Here is a 22,130-nt window from a genome sequence, read left to right on the forward strand (position 1 = left end):
TCGTTGTGCCCTGCCAGTCTCCCCGCTTGACCATCCGCTGTGCCGCTTCCCCTGTGGATTTGCAAGGAGCCGCGCATGACCGGTCTCCTGTTCGAACTTGCCCTTATGCTGGTCGTCATTCTGGTGGCGGCCGAGCTCTTCACCAATGCCCTCGAACATCTCGGCGAGCGCCTGAAAATTTCCGAGGGCGTGACGGGCTCGTTGTTCGCGGCGGTCGGTACCGCATTGCCCGAAACCCTCGTCCCGCTGCTCGCGATTGCCGGCGGCACGGGCGATAGCGCGGTCAATCAGGAGATCGGCGTCGGCGCGATTCTCGGCGCGCCGCTCATGCTCTCCACCCTCTCCACTTTCCTGATGACGCTCGCGATCCTCGGTTCTCGCGGCGCGGGCGGCTGGGTCACGCCGGAACGAACGGGTTTTACGCGCGATCTGAACTACTTCCTGTGCGCCTTCGTGCTGGCCGCCGCGGCGATGTACATTCCGCACGAACAGATGGCTGTGCGGGCGCTGTTCAGCGCGGCACTCGTTGGCGTGTACATCACCTATGTGGTGATGACGTTCCGTGCCTCGAACAAACTGGTCGACGCCGGCCACGGTACCGAAGCGCCGGGCAAGATGCTGCTGTCGCGTCTCGGCGTGCCGACCAATCTCGCGACCATTGCGGTGCAACTCGCGCTGGCGGTAGCGTTGCTGGTGTGGGGCGCGGAAGGCTTCATCCACGGTGTGCGGGGCGTGTCGCAGGCGCTCGGCGTCTCGCCGCTGCTGCTGTCGCTGCTGATCATTCCGATCGCCACGGAGCTGCCCGAGAAGGTCAACAGCATCCTGTGGATTCGTCGTGGCAAGGACACGCTGGCGTTCGGCAACATCACCGGCGCGATGGTGTTCCAGGGCACGTTGCTGCCGGCAATCGGGATTCTGCTGACGCCGTGGACGCCGCGTATCGAGGTGGTGACCGGCATCGTGATTACGCTCGCCGCCGCCGCGTGGCTGCGGATCAATGTGCGTGAGCGCGGCGTGCCGGTGTGGGCGCTGCTGGTGTGCGGCGTGCTGTACGCCAGCTATCTGGCGATCACGCTGACTCGCTAGGTGAGCGAGGAAAGGCTGGGAAGGCCGTGCAAAGGCTGCAGAAGACGCGGCTAAGTGCGGCCGTTCACCTTCAACCACTCTGGCTGGACGTACCACCGCTGCTAAAGCCGCAACCGTAGGCAATGCCGTAGCAACAGCGGCCTAACCGCCGCCTTCCCATCAGGCAGCAGCCCTTAATTGGACGGCGCCGCCGCCGCCGTTGCCGCGCTGTCCGGCTTGAACACCGTGTTCCAGTCATCCTTCATATCGACGACGAGCCAGCCTTTCGTGCCGGCTTCGTCCAGACCCTTGTCGAGCTTGCCGTTTTTCGCCGCGCGGTCGTACGCATACTCCCGTTCGCCGTCAGTGTGGTGCAGCAGCGCCGCGAAGCGCGGACCGTCGCCGGCCGAGGTCCATTCGAGCATCGGCACGTCGCCGTCCGCGTTACCGAACGCGATTACCGGGCGCCTGCCGATCACGCGGTCGATGGCGAGTGGTTTGGCCGCGCCGTCAACCAGATTGTCGACCCGCGCAAGCCGGGTCAGCGACACCGCGCCGTTCGCCTGGCTGTACCTGTATTTGACGGTGCTGCCGATCACCTGCTCCGGCGGGATGCCATACACCCGCTGCGCCAGGTCGCGGACGAACTCCACATCGCTACCCGTCACGAGATAGGTCTTGAAGCCGTTGGCGCGCAGATAGGCGAGTAGTTCGAGCATCGGCTGATAAGCGAGATCGGTGTAGGGGCGGTTAAAGCGTGGGTCGCTCGCGGAGTCGAACCATTCGTGCACGAGCGCGGCGAACTGATCGCTGGTCATGCCCGCATGCGCTGCGGCCAGCAGTTTCATCGAACCGGCGTCGCCGCTCGTCGCGACGCTCTTCAGATTACCTCTCAGAATCGAGCGGAACGGTTCCTGCCGCTTCCACTCCGGATGCCGTCCTGCCACCGTCTTCACCCGTTGCAGCGCGAACACCAGTTGTACCGAGGCGGGTTGCTCCGGCCACAACGTGCCGTCGTTGTCGAACACGGCGATCCGGTCAGCGCGCGCGATGAAATCCTTCGACTCGGGCGTGGTGACCAGTGTGACGAAATCGACAATCGAGCGTTTGGTCGCGGTGTCGTTCCACGACGCGAGCGTTGCGGCGCTCGACGCGCTGGCCGGCGACTCGCTCGCGTCGTGACGCGGCGTAACGGTGCAAGCTGAAAGAACCACAACGGTCAAAGCAATGCAGTACCGGTGCATCGTGCGAATCATGAAGGCCTCATCAAAAGCGGCGGGTCAAACTTTGAGCGAGCGCCAGTCTAATGGGACGCGGTGATTGTTGCAGCCCATTCTGTTGCTTTTTTGAGCGGCGACGTCGGTGCCGGTGATTTGCAACGGCATATGCCGCTATGCAGCTTCTTAATAGTCGATTGAAAAATACCCAAGACTATGGCAAAAATATGCAATAGGAATGGCTATAAAAAACTAATGCAGGCGGAAATTTCCGAGCTTTCGATCGTGTTACAAATTTATCTCTGTAATTTTCGGGAACGTTTGCTAGTATTTCGCAACGATGTTCCATGCTGTGAACCTTTCTACTTTCCGCATGCCTCGTTTGGTGCGGCGTCTCTTTAGTTTGAAGGAGCGTCCATGCAAGCCCTGTATCCGGCCGTATTGTCTTTCCAGCGTGTTCGAGAGACTTAGCGCAATTTAATCGCGCGCCTTATCTGCTTTGCATATTCCCGGCTGCGCGTGGCTGCTGGGTGGGTGAGCGCACGTCTGTGATTAGTTCGGTTTAGTTAGAAAATACGAATGCTTTTTCTTTGGCTTTATTTGCATTGAGCAAAGGAGCGCGTTCGCCTATAAGAAATACGCATAGACGAGGTGTGGGAATGGGTTGTAAATGCGTGGCTGGGTCGGCAGCGTTATACGCGGCCTCGGTGATGTTGTCGCCGGTGTTCGCTCAGGCATCGGCCGACGAAGCCAATAAAAGTAATAACCCGCTTAATCTGGCAGCCTCATTCAACATCCAGAATTACTACACACCGAGCGTGTTCGGCGCGAGTGCGCACACCAACGATCTGCTGCTGCGTCCCACCGTGCCGGTCGGCCCGAACAGCCTGATCGGCGTACCGGAGATCTTTCGCGCCACGCTGCCGGTGAGTACGCGTCCCGACCCGAGCGGAGGCTATAACACCGGCCTCGGCGACCTGAATCTGTTTGACATCTTCCTGCTCTCCCAAGGCGACGTGCAGATTGGCGTGGGCCCGCTTGTGACCATGCCGACGGCCACCGACCCGAGCCTCGGCACAGGCAAGTGGCAGGCTGGTCTTGCCGCTGTCGCCGTCAGTGCGACCAAGGCGCGGCTCCTCGGCGCGCTGGTGCAGTGGCAACACTCGTTCGCGGGGCAAAGCAGCCGGCCGACCACGCAGTCGCTCACCGCGCAGCCGTTCGGCATCTTCAACCTGCCGGGCGGCTGGTACATCCGCTCGACGGGTACCTGGACTTTCGACCTGCAGCACGGCAGCTATTACATCCCGGTCGGCCTCGGCGCCGGCAAGGCATGGAAGGGTGGCTCGACCATCTACAACGCGTTCATCGAACCGCAGTACTCCGTTGCCCATTCCGGCGCAGGGGTGCCGAAGTTCACGATCTTCGCGGGCCTGAATATGACGTTCGGCAAATAGACCGGAACCTGAGAGAAAGCAGACATGACATTGATTAAACGCCTGCACATTTGCGCAGTCGTCGCGAGCCTGTCGCTGACGATGTTGCCGACTACGCAAGCCGGTGCCCAGGGCGCCGCTTCATCCGCAACTGTCACGGCCTCACCGGACGAAGCGCGTGCGATCGCAAAGGATGCGTTCCTCTACGCGTATCCCATGCTGTTCAACTACAAGACGCTGTACCAGCAGGCGCTCGACTCGAGTTCGAAGTCTTATGTGGGCGGTTTCGGCAAATTCCGTCACTACTCGCAGCCGTACGGTCCCGAGAACAAGGAAATCGTCACGCCGAATAACGACACGCCGTACTCGTGGGCGTGGCTCGATCTGCGTCGCGAACCATGGGTGCTGACGGTGCCTGCTGTGCCGGACGAGCGCTACTACGTGTTCCAGTGGATCGACCTGTTCACGTACAACTTCGCGTACGTCGGCTCGCGCACCACGGGCAACGGCGCAGGTCACTATCTGTTCGCCGGACCGAACTGGCACGGCGACACGCCCAAGGGCATCGACAAGGTGTTCCGCTCCGAGACGGACCTGATCCTGACGCTCGGCCGCACGGCGCTCAACGGCGCGAGCGACGTCAAAAACGTTCAGGCGATTCAGAAGCAGTACAAGCTAACGCCGTTGTCCGCCTTCGAGCATACGGCTGCACCGCCACCCGTCGAGAAGCTTGATTTTCCGAAGTGGGATGAAGCGAGGGCGACCTCGGTCGACTTCATCGCCTATCTGAACTTCCTGCTGCAGTTCACGCAGCCGCCGGCGCCGTCGGAGAAGGAATTGATGGCGCGCTTCTCTAAGATCGGCATTGCGCCGGGCGCGCCGTTCGATCCAGCTGCCTTGCCGCCGGAAACCCGCGCCGCGCTCGAAGCGGGTGTCGCCGACGGCAAAGCGGCGCTGGCCGATGCAGAAAAGCACACCACCAGTTCGTTCAACCTGTTCGGCAGCCGCGCGGAGTTGAAAGACGACTACACCACGCGCGCAGTCGCCGCCGCGATGGGTATTTACGGCAACACCAAGGAAGAAGCGGTGTATGTCGGCACCCACGTCAATGCGGAACACCAGCAACTGCTCGGCTCGCAGCCTTACGTGCTGCACTTCGACAAGAAGGACCTACCGCCCGCGAAGTTCTTCTGGTCGATGACGCTTTACGACCTGCCTGCCCGCCATCTGGTCGCGAATCCGATCAGGCGCTACTCGATCGGCGATCGCACCAAAGGCCTGAAGTACGGCGCTGACGGCTCGCTGGATATCTACGTACAGAACACATCGCCGGGTGCGGACAAGGTCTCGAACTGGCTGCCGGCGCCCGCAGGCGCATACGACCTCATCATGCGGATCTACGGCCCCGACCCGACCGTGCTCGACGGCAGCTGGAAATTTCCCGTGCCGCAAACGCGCTGAGCCGCGCATGGACGAACCTGAGAGCAATATGAATAAGAAAACCGCAACATGGGTCACGGCTGCCGTGCTGGCGTCGGTCGCCGCCCCTATTCTGGCGAAGACACAGCAGGACCAGCCGGGCCACGCAACGGCCACCACAGAGTCGGTCGCCGGGCCGGTTGCCGGCTACACGATCTCCGAAGAATACGCACGTCTAGTCGCGCGCCAGACCTACTTCTGGGCATGGCCGATGGTGAACGTCTACGGCCGTCTGCTGGCGATGAAGCAGGTGCCGCAGCCGGGTTTGAACGGCGGCATCGTGCCGGTCGCGCCGCCCAATCACCTGTCGATGCTGCGCGACTATATCCAGCCGCAGGAGCGATTTGTCGCGTGTCCGAATCAGGACGTGGTCTACGGCTCCGCGATTCTCGATCTGAACCGGACGCCGGTGGTTGTGCAGGTGCCCGATTTTGGCAAACGCTTCTGGGTTTATCAGGCCGTCGATCTGCGTACCGACGGCTTCGCGAGTCTGGGCAAGATGTACGGCACGCGCCCGGGCTTCTATCTGTTGGCGGGTCCTGACTGGCACGGGCAGGTGCCGAAGGGCATCCGCCAGGTGTTTCGCTCGTCGACCGGCGTCGGCAGCTTCATCCCGCGCGTTTTCATGGACGACACACCTGAAGATCGCGTTGCGGTGCAGTCGGTGATTGCGAAGGTTGGCCTGTATCCGCTTGCCGAGTACGACGGCAAGATCAAAGAGACCGACTGGTCGAAACTGCCGAGCTTCGGTCCGACCGGAGGGGCCGCGGGCGGCAACGCCGAAGAGATCAAGTGGGTCGATCCCAACCGGTTCTGGGACGAACTGCCCACGGTGCTCGACGAGACGCCGCCGCAACGCGGCGAAGCAGCGCTCTACGCGCAGGCGCGCGCGGTGATCGCAGCGGCGCAGAAAGATCCGGCGATCAAGGCCGCTATTGTCGACGAAGCCGCCAAGGCTGAGGCGGATCTGGTCGCGCCACTGTTCAACTTCAACACCTTCGGTAAGCGGCTGCCGGCCAACTGGAACACCATCAGCAACGGCGCGGCATTCGGCACGGACTACTTCACGCGCACGGCGGTTGCGAAGTCGAACATCTTCGTCAACAAACCGAATGAGACGAAGTATTTCTACGCCGACGCCGACGCGTCCGGCCAGCGTCTCGACGGCAACGCGCACTACACGGTGACGTTTGCTAAAGATAGTTTGCCGCCGGTTAAAGGCTTCTGGTCGCTGACCCTGTACAACGCGCATCACTTCTTTTCGCCGAATGCGCAGAACCGCTACTCGCTCGGCACCAAGAATAAGGACCTGAAGTTCAATGCCGACGGCTCGCTGACGCTCTACGTGCAGAACACGAGCCCCGGCGACGACAAACTCGCCAACTGGCTGCCGGCGCCGGCCAATGAAGCGTTCTCGCTGTATGTACGCGCCTATTGGCCGCAGCAACCGGCACTTGACGGCAGCTGGACGCCGCCGCCGATCAAGCGCGAACCCTGAACAGCGTCGTCGTGAATGCGTGCGGCTTGCGGCCGCACTTCGTCCACACCTAGTCCCGCAGAGTGAGAATGCGGGAATTCAATTTTATGAGGATGACTATGAGTCGCCCAAACCGTTTGTCCAATAGCCGGCTGCTCGTGGGCAGGTTGTGCACGGGTGCGGTTCTTACTACCGTCGGTCTGTGTCTGTCACAGCAAGGGTGGGCTACAGAAGGTGGCATCGGCAGGCCGATCACCGGCATGCAGGTCACGCCGTACGCGGGCGTCGTGCCGCCTACGGACGACTGGATCGTCTCGGCCACCACGATCTACTACGAAGGTTCACTCGGCGCGAGCAAGACGATTCCGATTGCAGGCCAGATCACGGCGGGCGTCGATGTCACGGCTGTGTACACCATCGTCAACGCGGTCAAGACGTGGGGCATTACAGCGGGCGGCTGGAATTTTGCATCGTCGTTCGGGGTGCCGTTCCAGTACACCGACATCTCGTCGTTCCACGGCCGCTTGCCGAACGATCACAACACCCAGTTCGCCGATCTCTTCTTCACGCCGGTCGTCGCGGGTTATCACCTGACCAAGACTGACCACATCGCGTTCAGCGTGCAGATCTATGCGCCGACGGGCGGTTACTCCTCGAGCCGTCTTGCCAATGCCGGACAGAACACGTGGACTTTCACACCGACCGTTGCCTATACGAAGCTGTTCCCGAAGGAAGAAATCGAGCTGTCCGTGAACTACGGCATCGGCTTCTACACGGCCAACAGTGACACGCATTATCACAACGCGCCGGTCAGCGTGCTTGACCTGCTGGCACTCAAGCGCTTCGGCGGCTGGGGCGTGGGCGTAGTGGGCGGTTATATCCAGCAGCTCGGTCATGACAGCGGCGGCCTGGCTGATGTCACCGGTGGCAATCAGGGGCATTCGGTGGGTATCGGGCCGATGGTCACGTGGTCGGGAAAGGTCCAGAAAACGCCGGTATCGGCATCGTTGCGGTGGGTCAACGAGTTCAACGTCAGCAACCGGCCGAAGGGCAATGCGGTGGAACTGTCGGTCAGTGCCACCTTCCAGTAACGGAGCATGCGCATGGTGATCCGTCGTTGCTCGGCTTCGGCCCAGGTTTTCGCTATCTGATTGCCCGCAAGCTCGGCGTGACGATGGGTATCGACGTCGCGCATGGGCCGGGGCAGAACGCGTTTTACGTGCAGGTGGGCAGCGCGTGGCGCTGACCCGAACGATCGGCGTTGCCCGATCAAGGTTCACAAAAGAGACGGCTTATCTGCCCGGCAACCGTTGGCACGCCGGGTTGAAACAGGCCGCGATTCGGAGTTGTCTAGTTCGGCATGCCTTGCCGATGTATTGTTGATTCGAGGAAATGACGATGGAAAAACAAAAACGCTATCAGCGGCTCACCGCTGTCACGATTGCTGTCGCTACGCTTTGCATTTCACACGCAGCCCTCTCGCAAACCGCCGCGCCTAACAAGGACGCAACGGCCATCACGAAGCAGGAAAACGCCGAGGTCTATAAGCAACTGCCGTTCGACGACAAGCAGGACTTCGAAGACGCGCAACGCGGTTTCATCGCGACGATCCCGAACGGCGTTATCAAGACCGACGACGGCGGCATCAGCTGGAGTCTGAACAAGTACAAGTTCCTGGAGGGCCAGGCGCCGGATACGGTCAACCCGAGCTTGTGGCGCAACGCCCAGCTCAACATGTTCAACGGCCTGTTCAAGGTCACCGACCACGTCTATCAGGTGCGCGGCCTCGATCTGGCGAACATGACGATCGTCGAGGGCGAAAACGGCATCATCATCATCGACGTGCTGGTCACCAAAGAGGCGGCGCGCGCCGCGCTCGACCTGTACTACCAGCATCGTCCGAAGAAGCCGGTGCTGGCCGTGATCTATACACACAGCCACGCCGACCACTACGGCGGCGTGAAGGGCGTGGTCGACGAAGCAGACGTGAAGAGCGGCAAGGTGAAGATCATTGCGCCGGAAGGCTTCCTCGCCGAAGCCGTCAGCGAAAACGTGTTCGCCGGCAACGCAATGGGCCGCCGCACGCTCTATCAGTACGGTGCGTTCCTGCCGGCCAGCCCGCGCGGCCAGGTCGACGCCGGCCTCGGCAAGACCACTTCGTTCGGCACGCTTGGGCTGATTGCGCCGACCGACACGATCAGCAAGACGGGTGAGACGCGCACCATCGGTGGCGTGCAGTTCGAATTCCAGATGGCGCCGGGCACCGAAGCGCCCTCCGAAATGCTGATTTACATGCCGCAATTCAAGCTGCTCGATACCGCCGAAGACACCACGCACACGCTGCATAACCTGTATGCGCTGCGTGGCGCGCAGGTGCGCGATGCGTCGAACTGGTGGAAGGTGCTGAACGAAGCGATCGTGCGTTACGGCGACAAGACCGATGTCGTGATCTCGCAGCATCAGTGGCCGACGTGGGGGCAGGAGCGCGCAGTCAGCTACATCGCAGGCACACGCGACATGTTCAAGTACCTCCACGATCAGTCGCTGCGGCTCGCGAACGAGGGCTACACAATGACGGAGATCGGCGAGCAGATTCAGGTGCCGGATTCCATCGGCAAGAAGTGGTACAACCGCGGCTACTACGGCTCGGTGAACCACGACTCGAAGGCGGTGTACCAGCGTTATCTCGGCTGGTACGACTCGAACCCCGCGAATCTGCATCCGTTGCCGCCGGAAGATGAGTCGAAGGAATTCGTGCGCTACATGGGCGGCGCGGATGCGGTGATGGCGAAGGCGAAACAGGACTTCGACAAGGGTAACTATCGCTGGGTCGCCACCGCGATGAACAAGGTGGTGTTCGCCGATCCGGACAACAAGGCGGCGCGCAATCTCGAAGCGGACGCGCTTGAGCAGCTCGGCTACCAGACCGAAAATCCGACGTGGCGTAACGAGTACCTGATGGGCGCGTACGAACTGCGTAACGGCGTGCCGAAGGTGCCCGGCGTGAACACCGTGACGCCGGATGCGGTGGCGGCGATGAACCCATCGCTGCTGCTGGACTATATGGGTATCCGTCTGAACGGTCCGAAGGCCAACGGCAAACATACGACCGTCAACTGGGATCTCGGCAACGGTGAGAAGTACGCAATCGAGCTGCGCAATTCGGTGTTGATCTACACGCCGAACGCGACGCTGCCGAATGCGGATGCCACGCTGACCATGAGCAAGAAGGGATTCGCATCATTGTTGATGGGCGGCCAGACGCTCGACCAGGAAACGCAGTCGGGTAACGCCAAGGTGGCCGGCGATTCGCAGAAGGTGACCGAACTGTTCAGCATGCTGGATAGCTTCAATCCGATGTTCAACATTGTGACGCCGTAACAGTCTGCCTTGCAGGCGGCGCGGGCGGTTCGTTGCAAAAGCCGCTCGCGCCGATGTTCTCGACATCATCGATGTCCATGCTGAAGGACCCTGTGCCATGAAAACCACGATGAAACGATCCTTGTTGCTGCTCGCCGGCGTCGGCACCTCGCTGGTGGTGACGCTCGCCACGCCTGCGCAAGCGCTCGCCGCTGCGGCGGTGCAGCCCGCGTTGCAGCCTCTGCCGACCGTCTGGCCGCGCGACTTCGATAGCGCGCAGCAGCGCATCGAGCTGTATCAGCCGCAGGTGGAAGTGTGGCAAGGCAACCGGATCGAAGGGCGAGCCGCCTTCGCGGTCGGCGCAAAGAGCGCCACACCGAACTACGGCGTCGCGCATTTCACGGCACGTGCTGAAATCGACAAGACCCGTTCGACGGTACAACTACTCGACATCGTGATCGACCAGGTCGACATGCCGGCGACTCCCGCTGCTGCCGCCGGGGTGAAAACGGCCTTGCAGGCGCGCATTCCCAACGATGGCCTCACCACCTCGCTCGAACAGCTGCAGGCCAGCTATGCCAGCACTCACGAAAACGCAGAGCCCGGCCTCGCGGTGCAGAACAACGTACCCAACATCCTCTTTGCCGAGCGCCCCACGTTGCTCGTCCTGGTTGACGGCGACCCGAACTGGCGAGCGTTTGGCGACACGCACTATCAACGCCTGATCAACACGCGAGCCATGTTGCTCAAGGACGCGAGCGGCACGCTGCATCTGAACGCGGCGGGTTACTGGTACGACGCGACATCGCTCGACGGTCCGTGGCATCTGAACACGGCGCCGCCGCATGAGCTGGTCGCCGCGTCGGACAAAGCGCAAACGAATCTGAAGTCCGACCCGATGTTGCCCGCCGACGGCAAGAAGCCTGCGCGGGCGCCGGACGTCGTGGTCGCCGCGCAACCGGCTGAGCTGGTGGTGACGAACGGCAAGCCTTCGCTGCAACCGGTGAAGGGCGTGAATCTGCTCTCCGTCACCAACGCCGACCATGCGCTCTTCGTCGAGCCGCGTGACAACCATTACTACCTGCTGCTGTCGGGCCGCTGGTTCAGCGCAGCGAGCCTCGCCGGACCCTGGTCCTTCGTCGACGGCAAGAGCTTGCCTGCCGACTTCTCGAAGATCGCTACCGACGACCCGCATGCGAACGCGCTCGTCTCCGTGCCGGGCACGCCGCAGGCGAAAGAAGCGGCGATCGCCGCAACCATCCCGCAGACGGCGACCGTGTCGCGCAAGACCACGACGTTGAAGGTCGTCTATGACGGCGCGCCGAAGTTCGTCGGCATTGCTGGCACGTCGTTGTCGTACGCAGTGAATACGGCGACCCCCGTGATCCAGGCGGCGCCTTCGCAATTCTTCGCGGTTGCCAACGGGATCTGGTTCACGGCGAGTGCGGCGAGTGGCCCATGGCATGTCGCCGATACCGTGCCGGCCGCGATCTATACGATTCCGGCGGCCTCGCCCGTGCATTACGTGACCTATGTTCACGTCTATTCAGCGACGCCGGATACGGTGGTGGTCGGCTATACGCCGGGCTACATGGGGGTGGTCGTCAATGCGGACGGCACGGTCGTCTACGGCACGGGCTATGTGTACGCGCCGTATGTCGGCGAGGTTTACTACGGCTATCCGGCTACCTATGGCTACGGCGCGGGTTTCGCGCTGGGCACCACGGTGGGTTTTGCCTTCGGTTTTGCGATCGGTGCAACGTGGGGCGCGCCGTCGCCGTACTGGGGGCCGTATTGGGGCGGTGGTCCATGGAGCTGGCAATACGCCAACGTCAACCAGGCCAATATCTACGGCCGCTGGGGACAGGGCACCGTGACCCACGCGAGCGGCTGGAACGGCTGGACCGGCAACAGTTGGGCGGGATCGGCCGCGTCCGGTTTCAATCCGTACACCGGCGGCCACTTTCAGGCGAGCCGCGGTGCGGTCGAGAATGCGTACAACGGTAACTTCGCGGCCGGACGGCAAGGCTCGTTCAGCAATCCGTCGACGGGCCGCAGCGGCGCGGCGCGCGGCGGCGTGGCGGGCAACGAAGGCACCGGCGATTATGCGGCGGGCCGGCAGCGCGCCGGTTACAACGCGCAGACGGGACGTTACGGCGCGGCTGAAGCCGGTGTGACCGGCAACGCGTATTCAGGCGATCACCAGGCGGGCACGAAAGGCATCGTCGGCAATAAGGACACGGGGCGCGCTGTTGCGTGGAACAACGGCAATGTCTATGCGGGCAGCGACGGCAACGTCTACCGGCATGATCAGGGCGGCGGTTGGGAACAGCACAGCGCCGACGGCTGGCAGCCCGTGCAGCCGAACGCGAATCAGACCCAGCGGCTCGATTCGCTCAAGCAGGGTCATGATCTTGGGAATGCGCGGGCGAGCGGGCAGTTTCAGCCGCAGATGCAGCGGCGGTTTGGTGGCGGGGGCGGGCGGTTCAGGCGGTGAAGCGTCGGTGGGTTAAAAAACGCCCAGACTCCGGCTAAAGATATTTGTCGCCCTGTTGGCGATCCCGGATCTTTTTCGCGGGGCTTCCGTATGTCACGGAGAAAGCCTCGACCGCCTTCAGGACGATTGACCCGGCGCCCACCACGCTGTGCTCGCCAACCGTGATTCCATGACGCAATACGGCGCCGATGCTCACGGCAGCGTGGCTGCCGATGCGGCAATTGCCGCCGGTCGTCACGCCCGGCGCGAGGCTCGAAAAATCTTCCATGACGCAATCGTGATCGAGTGATGCCTTGGTGTTCACGATGCAGAACTGGCCCACGCGGCAGTCAGCATTGATAACAGCGCTCGCCATGACGACTGTGCCGGCGCCGATACGTACCCCTTTGCCGATGCTGGCTGACGGGTGGACGGCGCTGACGAACGGCAATTGCGGACAGACATTCGCCACCTTGGCGGCCACATTCGCACGAACGCTGTTATCCCCGATCGCCACGATCACTCCCTGCAGATCGTGTTCGGTAGCCAATCTGGTCAGATCGGATTCACCGCCAAGAACCGGATAGCCGAGCGTCTCTTCGCCAACCGTCCGAAAGGCGTCGATCAGCCCGGCGATCCGGTAGCGCCCCTGCTTTTCAACGATGTCGATAATGACTTTGGCGTGGCCGGAAGACCCGACAAGCACGATGTTTTGCATGGCTTACGTCCGGCTTTTAAGACCGGCTCAATTCATTGAATGCCGGCGATGATGCTAACGATGCGTTCGACCTGCACCGGGTTCAGATCGGGGAAGATGGGCAGGCACAGGATCCGTTTCGAAGCCGCGCTGGCGGCGCTCAGATTGTCCTTGTGCGAGGACGGCAAGCCGCGATACATCGGGAACTCGGAAATCAGTGGGTAGAAGTAGCGGCGCGCATAGATTTCGTGTTCCTTCAGGCGCTCATACAGGGCGTCACGGCTGATCGGAAAATTGTCTTCGACCTGAACGGGAAAGTACGCGTAATTTGCGACTTTTTCGCCCGCGTCCGACAGGCAGCGAATGCCGGGCACGTCAGCCAGTAACGCGCGATACTGCGCGTCGATCGCCTTGCGTTTTGCCAGGGCATTATCGACGTGTTGCAGTTGCAGCAACCCGAAGGCCGCATTGATTTCGCTCATCTTGCCGTTGATGCCGGCGGCCACCACCGTCACTTCGTCCACGAAACCGAAGTTCTTCAGATGGTCGATGCGCTGCTTCGTTTTCGCATCAGGACAGATGATGGCCCCGCCCTCAAACGTATTGAAGACCTTGGTGGCGTGGAAACTGACGATCGACAGATCGCCATGCTTGAGCACGCTGCCATCTTCGGTCTGTACACCGAACGCGTGCGCGGCGTCGTAGATGACCTTGAGGTTGTAGTTGTCGGCGATCTTCTGGATGGCTTTCACGTCGCAGGGATGGCCGTAGCAGTGCACCGGCATGATCGCGGTCGTTTGCGGCGTGATCGCCGCTTCGATCTTCACCGGATCGAGATTGAGCGTGTCCGGATCGACGTCCACGAAGACCGGCTTGATGCCGTTCCAGAGGAGCGAATGCGCGGTGGCTGCAAACGAGTACGGTGTCGTAATGACTTCGCCATTGATGCGCAGAGCCTGCAGCGCGGTCACGAGGGCCAGTGTGCCGTTCGCGAACAGCGCGAGATGCTCGACGCCCAGATATTCGCAGAGCGCCTTTTCGAGTTGCTGATGGAACGGCCCACCGTTGGTGAGGATTTTGCTGTTCCAGATCTTTTCGAGGTACGGCATGAACTCGGCCAGCGGCGGCAGATGCGGCTGGGTCACATAGATGCGTTCGTCGTCCAGCGACGTGATCGCACGAAGAGGCGCGCTAGAGCCCATGGTTTCCTCGCTGCTGTTTTTTAGTCCGGGTCACGGATGAATGTCTTTATGCCGTGTGAGCCAGGTCGCTGCCTGCTGTTTGCGAATCGTCTGCGCTGAAAGCCGCCGGCGCGAGACCGTCGCGCCAGCGCTGCCACATGAGATGGAATGCTTGCGACAGGCTGGCCGCGACGACTTCGGGCTGAAACACGGCCGATGCCTTGCAGCGCTCGCGCAATCCCGTGCGCAGCGCGGCGAGTGCAGGGATGTCCGAGGCCAGCGCGACGCCCCTGGCGACGAACTCATCCACATCGGCGGCCACGAAGTCTTCAAGGCCGGTGTGGCTCAGCCACGCGGCGGCTGCACGACTGGCCATAGTCTTACCGGCCATCGTCAAGGTAGGCACACCCATCCACAGCGAATTCAGGACCGTGGTCGAACCGGTGTACGGAAATGTATCGAGACAGATGTCGACCTGGAAGTGCTGCTGCAGGTAGACGGGCAGGGTCGAACGCGGGCGGAAGCTGAGCCGGTCGCGCGAAATGCCTTCCTGCACGAACCAGTTGATCAACGTTTCGTCGCCTTCGTCACCGGCCATCGAGCCGAGCACCATCCGCGAAGTGGGGAGTTCGCGAAGCAGCTTTGCCCAGACAGCGATCACGTCGGCACGCAACTTGTTCAGACGGTTGAAACTGCCGAACGTGATGTAGCCGTTGTGCATGGCCGGCAGGATGTTGACCGGCGGCGCGGTCTTTTCCGGCTGGAACGGACCGATGGCGGCAAGGTGCACGAGTTTCTCGGAGAACTGGCGCTCGATATCGCCGAACGGCGTGAAGAAGCGGTCGCTGAGGTAATAGTCCATCGCGTCGAGACCGGTGGTCGCCGGGTAGCCGATCCAACTGACCTGAATCGGCGCAGGTTTGCGCGCGAACGTCTGGAGCCGGTTACGGCCGGTGTGCCCGGTCATGTCGATCAGAATATCGATCTTGTCGGCGCGAATCTTGGCGGCGAATTGCTCGTCGGTCATGCCGGCGATCATGTTCCAGTGATCCGCGTGGCTGCGGAACCGCTGCGTATAGTCGTCCTCGACCACATGGTTGTAGTAGACGTGGAGCGTCAGGCTCTCGTCTTTCGCGAGCGGTTCCATGACCGGCATCAGGTACGAGGAGACGGCATGCCGGAACAAGTCGCCCGAGACAATGCCGACTTGTAAGCGGCGGCCCGGCGTGCGGTTATTGGTGTGCTTCGGCCAGGTGGCGCGTACCGGTGCTTCGTGAATTCGGGCAAATTTGCGATGCTCAGCGTAGATCTGTTCGGTATCGACGTCGGGATCGTGCGCGAGACAGAAAAGCAGATTGCTGCGGGTGAGCGAGTTTTTCGGCTCCAGCTCGAGCGCGCGACGAAACGAGGGGCTCGCTTCCTGCGAAGCGCCCTGGTCCAGCAAAACCACGCCCAATGTACCGTGCGACTCGGCGTGCTCGGGCGTCAATTCGACCGCGCGCTTGCACGACACGATCGCTTCACGGTGCCGTCCGCGGGCGGCGAGCACGAGCCCCAACACGCGATGGCCTTCCGAGTAGCTGGGGTTCAGCTCAAGCAGGGTTCTGCACTCGACTTCCGCGGCGGCGTGGTTGCCGGTCAAGCGTAGCAAGTCAGCGAGCGCGTTGCGTGCTTCGGCGTCGTCGCTGCCCAACGAGATCGCTGTCCTGAGCGGTTCGATCGCCTCTACGTAATGCCCCGCGCGATGCAAGGCGATGCCAAGGGAGCGCCACGCGAGGCCGTACGCGGGAAACCGTCCGGTCAGCTCGCGCGCGAGTTTGATGGCCTGTGGCAAATGGCCTTTGTTGAACAACGCGTTGAAGCGATTTATTTCCTGCGGGCTCGGGCGGCGCGTGTCGGTGACGGCGCGTTTGCTGTCGTCTGAACCGGCATCGGCGCTTTCCGCAGCGACGGAAGGCACCACGTCCGGCGCCACGGCGGTGGTCGGGAGCGTGGCGCCGTCGTGCGCCATGCGCGTGATCAAACCGTTAACGGCCGATCCACTCAACCCTCTTTGCTGACCCATTTCGAGCGCGAGCCATGCCGCCGGGATTTGCTCCGCGTCGATCAATGCGTTGATGTAGGCGACCCAGAACTGACCGTTATCCGGCGCGCCGCCCAGAGCGGCTTCGAGATAGGGCAGGGCGTCGGCGGGTTGCTTGCGCTGCACGAGCAGCACGCCTAGGTTGTATTGCACGTCCGTGTGATTGGGCCGCGCTTCGAGGATGGCCTGATACAGCGCTTGCGCGTCGTCCAGTTCTCCCTTGTGGTGGTGATCCAGCGCGGTTTGCAAAACGAGCAGAATGTCTTGCTCGAGTTGCTGTTCGGGCGTCAAGGGTTCAGCGGTCGGCTGCTCGTGAAGGAGAGTCATGGTCTCAGCGCAGAATGGTCTATGGCTGAAATTGTGCGGCGAGGCGACTGTTTCCGATGCTCGGAGATGACGGTAAAAAGACCGCCTGTTTGGCGCATGGCCACCATGCCTGGAAGACGGGATGGCCAGAAAAAATCAGGAAAAACCCAGAAAAAAGCCCGCACGAGGCGGGCCGAGGGAACGAGCGCGCCTGATTTCAGCGCGTAGTTCTTATTATCTGGTTGAGCCATTCGGCCGGTCGCGGCCTCTGGCTGGATTCGTCTGTTACAGCCGGGCCATTCGCTGATATTCGCCGGCAGCCTTGGTGCGGCCCATCGCGGCTTCGAACTCGGTGTGCAGTTCGTTCTGGGTGGTTTCCGCATCGGCGAGCAGCGCTGCGTCGATGGCCTGGATCCGGCGGATCATGTCCAGCGCGGTCGGTTCCTGCTCCGCCGACAGCGACATCAGCAGCGGCGAGCGCGCTTCGGTCAAGCGGGCCGCTTCCGGCCAGTCGGCGAGTGAGGCGGCCTGTTCGATTTCCCGGGTCATCGTCAGCAGCCGTTCGATCAGTTCGGTCTGGTTCATTTCGATCGGGTCCGTGGACTTAGTTGTTGTTGGCGGATGCCAGCGCGCCGGCACTGTTGGCGCCGCCGAACAGTGCGGTCAGGTATTGCGAATTGTTGTTCATCGTCGCCATCAGCGTGTCGAGCGCGGTGAACTGCGCCTGATACTGGCTCGTCAGTTGGGCCGTGTAGTCGGCGAGCGCGCTTTGCTGCGTGGTGATGCTCTTCAGATCGGTGTTCAGCGCGGTGTTGCGCGTATCGATGAGGCCGCCGGTCTGCGTGAAGTTGGTGATGCTGGCGTTCAACTGCTCGGCGATACCGTTGGTCGGGTTGAAGAGCGCCGCAACAGTTGCCGGGCTGCTCGTCAGCGCGGTGCTCAGCGCAGTGTTATCGACCACCATCGTGCCGTCCGCCGGGTCGTCCTTCAGCGTAATGCCGATCGCCGCCAGCGTGGTGCCCGTGGTGCCCGAGCCGACCGCGCCGCCGACAATATTGGCCAGCGCGTTCTGAATCGTCATCAGCGTCGAGTCGCCCAGCAGCGGGCCTTGCGACGAGGACGAGGAGCTGTATGACGTGAGCGTCGACATCGTCGTGACGACGGTGTTGTACAGGCTGACGAAATTGTTGATCGCGGTGCTTTCCGCCGCGGTGTCCTGCGAAATGGTCAGCGTCTGCGTGGTGCCGGCAGACGCGGTGGCCAGATTCAGTGTGACGCCGGAAATGGCGCTCGTCACCGAGTTACTTGCACTGCTGGCTGCGATTCCGCCGACCGTGAATTCCGCGTCCTGGGCAAAGCCGCTTTGCGACCACGCGCTGCTCGAATTCGCCGACGTGATCGACGATTGGCCGCCCGTGGTGCTGGCGGTCGAGGTCACGCCGAGGCTCGACAGGCCGGTGTCGGAGGTGATGTTGCTGGTCGAGACGTTGATGACGTTGGCTGCGCCGGAATTCGCCGCGCGCAGCACGAGGTGGGCGCCATCCGTACCCGTCACGATGGTCGCCGTAACGCCTGGATTGCCTGTACCGGTATTGATCGCGGCGGCAATGCCGGACAGCGTGTTGTTGGTGCTGTCGACATTGATATTCATCGACTGGCCACCGAGCGAAACGGTCAGCGTGCCGGTGCCCAGTTGAGTCGTGGCGCCGAAGGCTGCCGACGATAGAGCCTGCGAGCTGGCGACCTGCGTCACTGCCACCGAGTAGGTGCCGGCCACGGCGCCCGCACCTGCCGTTGCCGTCAGACCGGTGCCGCTGGCGGTTGCCGCGAAAGTCGACAGCGTGGTGCCGTTGGCGAGATTCGCGACGCTCGCCTGCAACGCGCTCAGCGCGGAGCTCAGGGCACCGTATGCGGACAGCGTGGTGTTGTCGGTAGTTTGTTGTGCCGTCAGCGCTGCGGCTTGTCCTGCGGTCTTCGCGTTCACGAGGGCCGTCACGAGCGTCCCCACATCCATCGACGTATTGCCGGTCGAGCCGCTGATGATCGACTGCGCGGCCGATTGCAGCGCGGCATTGGCGGCGGCGGTCGACGCGGCGGAAGACGTGTTTGAGATCGAGGACATGCGGAAGCTCCAGGCGTCTAGAAATCTGTATTGGGTGCTGCGCGATGCTACATCACTTCGTGATCGGAATGCACAGCGGGAGGCATGCCTCCCGTTGTTCGAAACCCGGAGATGCGCCGCACTCGCGCGTGGCGCATCTCCGTTACTACGTCAGCTCTTATTGCAGGAGCTTCAGAACTTGCTGCGGGTTCGAGTTAGCTTGCGCCAACACCGAGATACCAGCTTGTTGCAGCACTTGCGCCTTGCTCAGATTCGCCGTTTCTTGTGCGAAGTTGGCGTCCGTGATTTGCGATTGTGCCGACGACAGGTCGGTCGACTCAGCTTGCTGCGACGTTGCGATTGCCGTGAAACGGTTTTGCGCGGCACCCAGCGAAGCTTGCAGGTTGTTGACCGTTGCCAGCGCGTTGTCGATCGAGACCATCGCTTCGTTTGCACCCGTGACCGTGCTGATGTTCAGGCCCGAAACGGTCGGCGGGGCGTTGATCGCGTCGATCTGCGCAACTGCTGCCGTTGCGGCGTTTCCTGCCGTTGCACCCATAGAAGTTGCGAGTGCCGCCGTCAGCGTCAGGTTCGTGATTGCGGTGCCGGTGCCTGTGCCCGTGCCTGCGCTGAAGATCGCGGCGGTTGCCGTCGAGCTCAGAGCCTGGTTGTTCTGGTCCGTGAACGTGAAGCCGCCCTTGCCGTCCGACAGAACGTTGACCGACGTGATCGCCGCGCCCGTTGCCGTGTACGCGCCGCTTGCGTCCGTCGACACAGCGACGGTGCCGACGGTTTGACCCGTTTGCACCAGGCCGCCGCCGATCTTCGCAGCCGACATCGACTGGCTCAGGTTCAGGCTGATCGTCTGACCGACGTTTGCGCCGACCTGGAACGACACGTTGCCTGCCGAGCCGTCCAGAATGTTCGTGCCGTTGTACGTCGTTTGCGACGCGATACGATTCACTTCCGAGATCTGCGCCGCAACTTCCTGTTGCAGTGCCGCCTGGTCGCTCGACGACAGCGAACCGGTCGATGCTTGCACAGCCAGCTGGCGGATACGTTGCAGGCTGGAGGTCAGCGACGACAGTGCGCTCGATGCGGTTTGAATCATCGACACGCCGTCATTCGCATTCGACACGCCTTGATTCAGGCCGTTGATCTGCGTTTGCATACGCGTCGAGATTGCCAGACCTGCTGCATCGTCAGCCGCGCTGTTGATGCGCTTGCCCGACGACAGGCGGGTGATGGCTTGCGAAAGGGCGCTTTGCGAGCCATTAAGGTTTTGCTGTGCAACCAGCGAGTTGATGTTGCTATTGATTCCGAGCATGGAAAATCTCCTAAATAAGCCTTGAGCCCAATACGCCACGTTGGCATCGGCGGAAAGCACTCGTTCATTGCTGGCCGCCTCAGTGAAGGTTGACGGCGCATCTAAAAAAAACTTGAGGAACTTTGTGCAATAGCGACCCAATTGTTTATCGGGCCGGTTCGGCCGCCGCTCGTCTGTAAGCCGCTTGCAGCCTTGTTCGGGAGGTCCACTGCAGGTATTGAAAAGACGGCGTATTCTCTTTTCTCTTGAGACAAACCCTGGAGAAATCATGCAAAAGCGTCGGATTGGACGTTCCGAATTAGAGGTCGCGCCGCTTATGTTTGGCGGCAATGTATTTGGCTGGACCGCTGATGAAGCCACCTCGTTTTCGATCCTGGATGCATTTGTCGATGCGGGGCTCAACTTTATCGATACCGCCGATGTCTATTCCGCATGGGCGCCGGGCAACCAGGGCGGTGAATCGGAAACCATCATTGGCAAGTGGTTCAGGCAGAGCGGAAAGCGCGACAGGATCGTGCTCGCCACCAAGGTGTCCAAGCACCCGCAGCGCAAGGGCTTGTCAGCGGCGAACATTCAGGCGGCGGTCGAAGATTCGCTACGGCGCTTGCAGACCGATTACATCGATGTCTATTTTTCTCACGACGACGATGCCGAGACACCTCTTGTTGAAACGCTTGGCGCGTACCAGAAGCTGATTGAAGCCGGCAAGGTGCGGGTGATCGGCGCGTCGAACTACAGCGGTGCCCGCGTCGAGGAAGCGCTTGCCGTGTCCCGCCAGCACGGGCTGCCCGAGTACCAGTTGCTGCAGCCGGAGTACAACCTGTACGATCGTGCGGAGTATGAGCGTGAGACCGAACCGGTGGCGCTCGCCAATCAGCTCAGTGTGGTGGTGTACTGGAGTCTTGCAAGCGGCTTTCTGTCCGGGAAGTACCGTTCGCAGGCTGATCTGGCCAACAAGGCGCGCGGCAGCCGGGTCGAGAAGTATCTGAACGAGCGCGGCTTGCGGATTCTGGACGCGCTCGACCGAGTCGCTGAGCGGCACGGCAGCACGCCGGCGACCGTCGCACTGGCATGGCTGATTGCCCGCCCGAGCGTAACGGCCCCAATTGCCAGCGCGACCTCGGTCGACCAGCTCAAAAGCCTGGCTGCCGCCGTTCACCTGATGCTGACGGGAGCCGACATCCGTGAACTGGATGAGGCGAGCGCCTGATCGCGCAAGGGACCTGGCGCGATCGCTAAACCCCTGGTAGGATGGAGAGTTTCCTGATATCATCGGGAGTGAATTGAGATCTTTGCCTGTTTCGTCAATGTTTTTCATTGATGAAAGGTTGGCGAAACAGCAGCAGGCGCGGCTTTGGCATTACGTCTGTCCGCGTTCCGCGGTGAACTCCCCACCTCTCTTTTCCGGCCTCCGTGGCCGCTTTGCCTTTCGTTTCATTCGTGGTTTGGCCGGGTTCTGCCCGCGTTTGCCTGTTACTGGCCATGAATCGGAACGACCGGAGGGCCGGCGCGTGAGCGGTACCAAAAGCGGTAACCGCCACGCAATTTACCCCTATCAAGTGATTGAGTTAGGAATTACATGACGACGATTCTTCTGAAAGAAAACGAGCCGTTCGAAGTGGCGATTCGCCGCTTTCGTCGCGCAATCGAAAAGAATGGCCTGATCGCTGAACTGCGTGAGCGCCAATCGTACGAAAAGCCGACCACGGCACGTAAGCGCAAGAAGGCTGCTGCTGTGAAGCGCCTGCACAAGCGCCTGCGCAGCCAGATGCTGCCGAAAAAGCTGCACTAAGCACGCTTTTCCGCGCTGCATTACGCGCATTTCGCACGCCGAACGGCGGTGTGAGCTTCGAAAGAAGCCACATCGCCGTTTTGCTTTTGGGCGGTGGTTTTTTGCGGTGGGCTTTTGTGGTTGAGTTGCCGGCTTG

General features: G+C 61.6%; 16 protein-coding genes and 1 pseudogene. 10 read left to right on the top strand and 7 right to left on the bottom strand.

Annotated elements, in window-relative coordinates:
• Nucleotides 1–75: 75 nt before the first annotated feature.
• On the top strand, nt 76–1,086 hold the full coding sequence (locus PQQ52_RS28185) for a sodium:calcium antiporter (protein WP_408218758.1): 1,011 nt from the start codon (nt 76–78) through the stop codon (nt 1,084–1,086).
• A 173-nt stretch (nt 1,087–1,259) separates the two neighbouring features.
• Here the strand turns inward: PQQ52_RS28185 and PQQ52_RS28190 are convergent, their stop codons facing one another.
• Nucleotides 1,260–2,321, bottom strand: coding sequence for an HAD family hydrolase (locus tag PQQ52_RS28190; RefSeq protein WP_408218761.1), 1,062 nt, complete (start codon nt 2,319–2,321; stop codon nt 1,260–1,262).
• A 620-nt stretch (nt 2,322–2,941) separates the two neighbouring features.
• Between PQQ52_RS28190 and PQQ52_RS28195 the strand changes: the two genes are divergently transcribed.
• The 7 genes and pseudogenes from PQQ52_RS28195 to PQQ52_RS28225 all read left to right on the top strand — a co-directional run bounded on the left by PQQ52_RS28195 (nt 2,942) and on the right by PQQ52_RS28225 (nt 12,528).
• The gene (locus PQQ52_RS28195) at nt 2,942–3,736 is read left to right on the top strand and encodes a hypothetical protein (protein WP_408218764.1); all 795 of its coding nucleotides are present in this window, start codon (nt 2,942–2,944) and stop codon (nt 3,734–3,736) included.
• Nucleotides 3,737–3,760: 24 nt separating this feature from the next.
• Complete coding sequence (locus tag PQQ52_RS28200) at nt 3,761–5,176, top strand: DUF1254 domain-containing protein (RefSeq protein WP_408218767.1); 1,416 nt, start codon at nt 3,761–3,763, stop codon at nt 5,174–5,176.
• Nucleotides 5,177–5,204: 28 nt separating this feature from the next.
• A complete protein-coding gene (locus PQQ52_RS28205) occupies nt 5,205–6,692 on the top strand; it encodes a DUF1254 domain-containing protein (RefSeq protein WP_408218770.1) in 1,488 nt (495 codons plus the stop codon).
• Nucleotides 6,693–6,790: 98 nt separating this feature from the next.
• The gene (locus tag PQQ52_RS28210) at nt 6,791–7,762 is read left to right on the top strand and encodes a SphA family protein (RefSeq protein WP_408218772.1); all 972 of its coding nucleotides are present in this window, start codon (nt 6,791–6,793) and stop codon (nt 7,760–7,762) included.
• Nucleotides 7,763–7,800: 38 nt separating this feature from the next.
• Nucleotides 7,801–7,917: pseudogene (locus tag PQQ52_RS28215) on the top strand (BamA/TamA family outer membrane protein); the annotation flags it as partial.
• A 152-nt stretch (nt 7,918–8,069) separates the two neighbouring features.
• Entirely contained in the window at nt 8,070–10,052 is a 1,983-nt protein-coding gene (locus PQQ52_RS28220) for an alkyl/aryl-sulfatase (protein ID WP_408218774.1), read from the top strand.
• Nucleotides 10,053–10,149: 97 nt separating this feature from the next.
• Complete coding sequence (locus PQQ52_RS28225) at nt 10,150–12,528, top strand: carbohydrate-binding family V/XII (protein WP_408218777.1); 2,379 nt, start codon at nt 10,150–10,152, stop codon at nt 12,526–12,528.
• A gap of 34 nt (nt 12,529–12,562) precedes the next feature.
• Here the strand turns inward: PQQ52_RS28225 and PQQ52_RS28230 are convergent, their stop codons facing one another.
• The 6 genes from PQQ52_RS28230 to PQQ52_RS28255 form a co-directional block, all read right to left on the bottom strand.
• Complete coding sequence (locus PQQ52_RS28230) at nt 12,563–13,225, bottom strand: acetyltransferase (protein WP_408218780.1); 663 nt, start codon at nt 13,223–13,225, stop codon at nt 12,563–12,565.
• A 32-nt stretch (nt 13,226–13,257) separates the two neighbouring features.
• Entirely contained in the window at nt 13,258–14,406 is a 1,149-nt protein-coding gene (vioA, locus tag PQQ52_RS28235; protein ID WP_408218782.1) for a dTDP-4-amino-4,6-dideoxy-D-glucose aminotransferase VioA, read from the bottom strand.
• 46 nt (nt 14,407–14,452) lie between these two features.
• Nucleotides 14,453–16,795, bottom strand: coding sequence for a tetratricopeptide repeat protein (locus tag PQQ52_RS28240; protein ID WP_408218785.1), 2,343 nt, complete (start codon nt 16,793–16,795; stop codon nt 14,453–14,455).
• Nucleotides 16,796–17,059: 264 nt separating this feature from the next.
• Complete coding sequence (gene fliT, locus PQQ52_RS28245) at nt 17,060–17,359, bottom strand: flagellar protein FliT (protein ID WP_408218788.1); 300 nt, start codon at nt 17,357–17,359, stop codon at nt 17,060–17,062.
• A 19-nt stretch (nt 17,360–17,378) separates the two neighbouring features.
• Nucleotides 17,379–18,896, bottom strand: a complete 1,518-nt coding sequence (gene fliD, locus PQQ52_RS28250; protein ID WP_408218790.1) for a flagellar filament capping protein FliD — start codon at nt 18,894–18,896, stop codon at nt 17,379–17,381.
• A 157-nt stretch (nt 18,897–19,053) separates the two neighbouring features.
• On the bottom strand, nt 19,054–20,202 hold the full coding sequence (locus PQQ52_RS28255; protein ID WP_408218793.1) for a flagellin: 1,149 nt from the start codon (nt 20,200–20,202) through the stop codon (nt 19,054–19,056).
• 268 nt (nt 20,203–20,470) lie between these two features.
• Between PQQ52_RS28255 and PQQ52_RS28260 the strand changes: the two genes are divergently transcribed.
• Nucleotides 20,471–21,412: an aldo/keto reductase gene (locus PQQ52_RS28260; protein WP_408218796.1), complete on the top strand. Its 942-nt coding sequence runs from the start codon at nt 20,471–20,473 to the stop codon at nt 21,410–21,412.
• Nucleotides 21,413–21,781: 369 nt separating this feature from the next.
• Nucleotides 21,782–21,994, top strand: coding sequence for a 30S ribosomal protein S21 (rpsU, locus tag PQQ52_RS28265; protein WP_006050883.1), 213 nt, complete (start codon nt 21,782–21,784; stop codon nt 21,992–21,994).
• Nucleotides 21,995–22,130 lie beyond the last annotated feature (136 nt).

Source organism: Paraburkholderia sediminicola, from assembly GCF_046030555.1.
GTDB classification, from domain to species: Bacteria; Pseudomonadota; Gammaproteobacteria; order Burkholderiales; family Burkholderiaceae; genus Paraburkholderia; species Paraburkholderia sediminicola_E.

Excerpts from the sequence above, each read along its gene's own strand:
- PQQ52_RS28220 (WP_408218774.1), top strand. The coding sequence starts at position 8,070 with ATGGAAAAACAAAAACGCTATCAGCGGCTCACCGCTGTCACGATTGCT.
- fliD (WP_408218790.1), bottom strand. The coding sequence starts at position 18,896 with ATGTCCTCGATCTCAAACACGTCTTCCGCCGCGTCGACCGCCGCCGCC.
- PQQ52_RS28205 (WP_408218770.1), top strand. The coding sequence starts at position 5,205 with ATGAATAAGAAAACCGCAACATGGGTCACGGCTGCCGTGCTGGCGTCG.
- PQQ52_RS28210 (WP_408218772.1), top strand. The coding sequence starts at position 6,791 with ATGAGTCGCCCAAACCGTTTGTCCAATAGCCGGCTGCTCGTGGGCAGG.
- PQQ52_RS28195 (WP_408218764.1), top strand. The coding sequence starts at position 2,942 with ATGGGTTGTAAATGCGTGGCTGGGTCGGCAGCGTTATACGCGGCCTCG.
- PQQ52_RS28200 (WP_408218767.1), top strand. The coding sequence starts at position 3,761 with ATGACATTGATTAAACGCCTGCACATTTGCGCAGTCGTCGCGAGCCTG.
- PQQ52_RS28230 (WP_408218780.1), bottom strand. The coding sequence starts at position 13,225 with ATGCAAAACATCGTGCTTGTCGGGTCTTCCGGCCACGCCAAAGTCATT.
- rpsU (WP_006050883.1), top strand. The coding sequence starts at position 21,782 with ATGACGACGATTCTTCTGAAAGAAAACGAGCCGTTCGAAGTGGCGATT.
- PQQ52_RS28260 (WP_408218796.1), top strand. The coding sequence starts at position 20,471 with ATGCAAAAGCGTCGGATTGGACGTTCCGAATTAGAGGTCGCGCCGCTT.
- PQQ52_RS28225 (WP_408218777.1), top strand. The coding sequence starts at position 10,150 with ATGAAAACCACGATGAAACGATCCTTGTTGCTGCTCGCCGGCGTCGGC.
- PQQ52_RS28185 (WP_408218758.1), top strand. The coding sequence starts at position 76 with ATGACCGGTCTCCTGTTCGAACTTGCCCTTATGCTGGTCGTCATTCTG.
- PQQ52_RS28255 (WP_408218793.1), bottom strand. The coding sequence starts at position 20,202 with ATGCTCGGAATCAATAGCAACATCAACTCGCTGGTTGCACAGCAAAAC.
- vioA (WP_408218782.1), bottom strand. The coding sequence starts at position 14,406 with ATGGGCTCTAGCGCGCCTCTTCGTGCGATCACGTCGCTGGACGACGAA.
- PQQ52_RS28240 (WP_408218785.1), bottom strand. The coding sequence starts at position 16,795 with ATGACTCTCCTTCACGAGCAGCCGACCGCTGAACCCTTGACGCCCGAA.
- PQQ52_RS28190 (WP_408218761.1), bottom strand. The coding sequence starts at position 2,321 with ATGATTCGCACGATGCACCGGTACTGCATTGCTTTGACCGTTGTGGTT.
- fliT (WP_408218788.1), bottom strand. The coding sequence starts at position 17,359 with ATGAACCAGACCGAACTGATCGAACGGCTGCTGACGATGACCCGGGAA.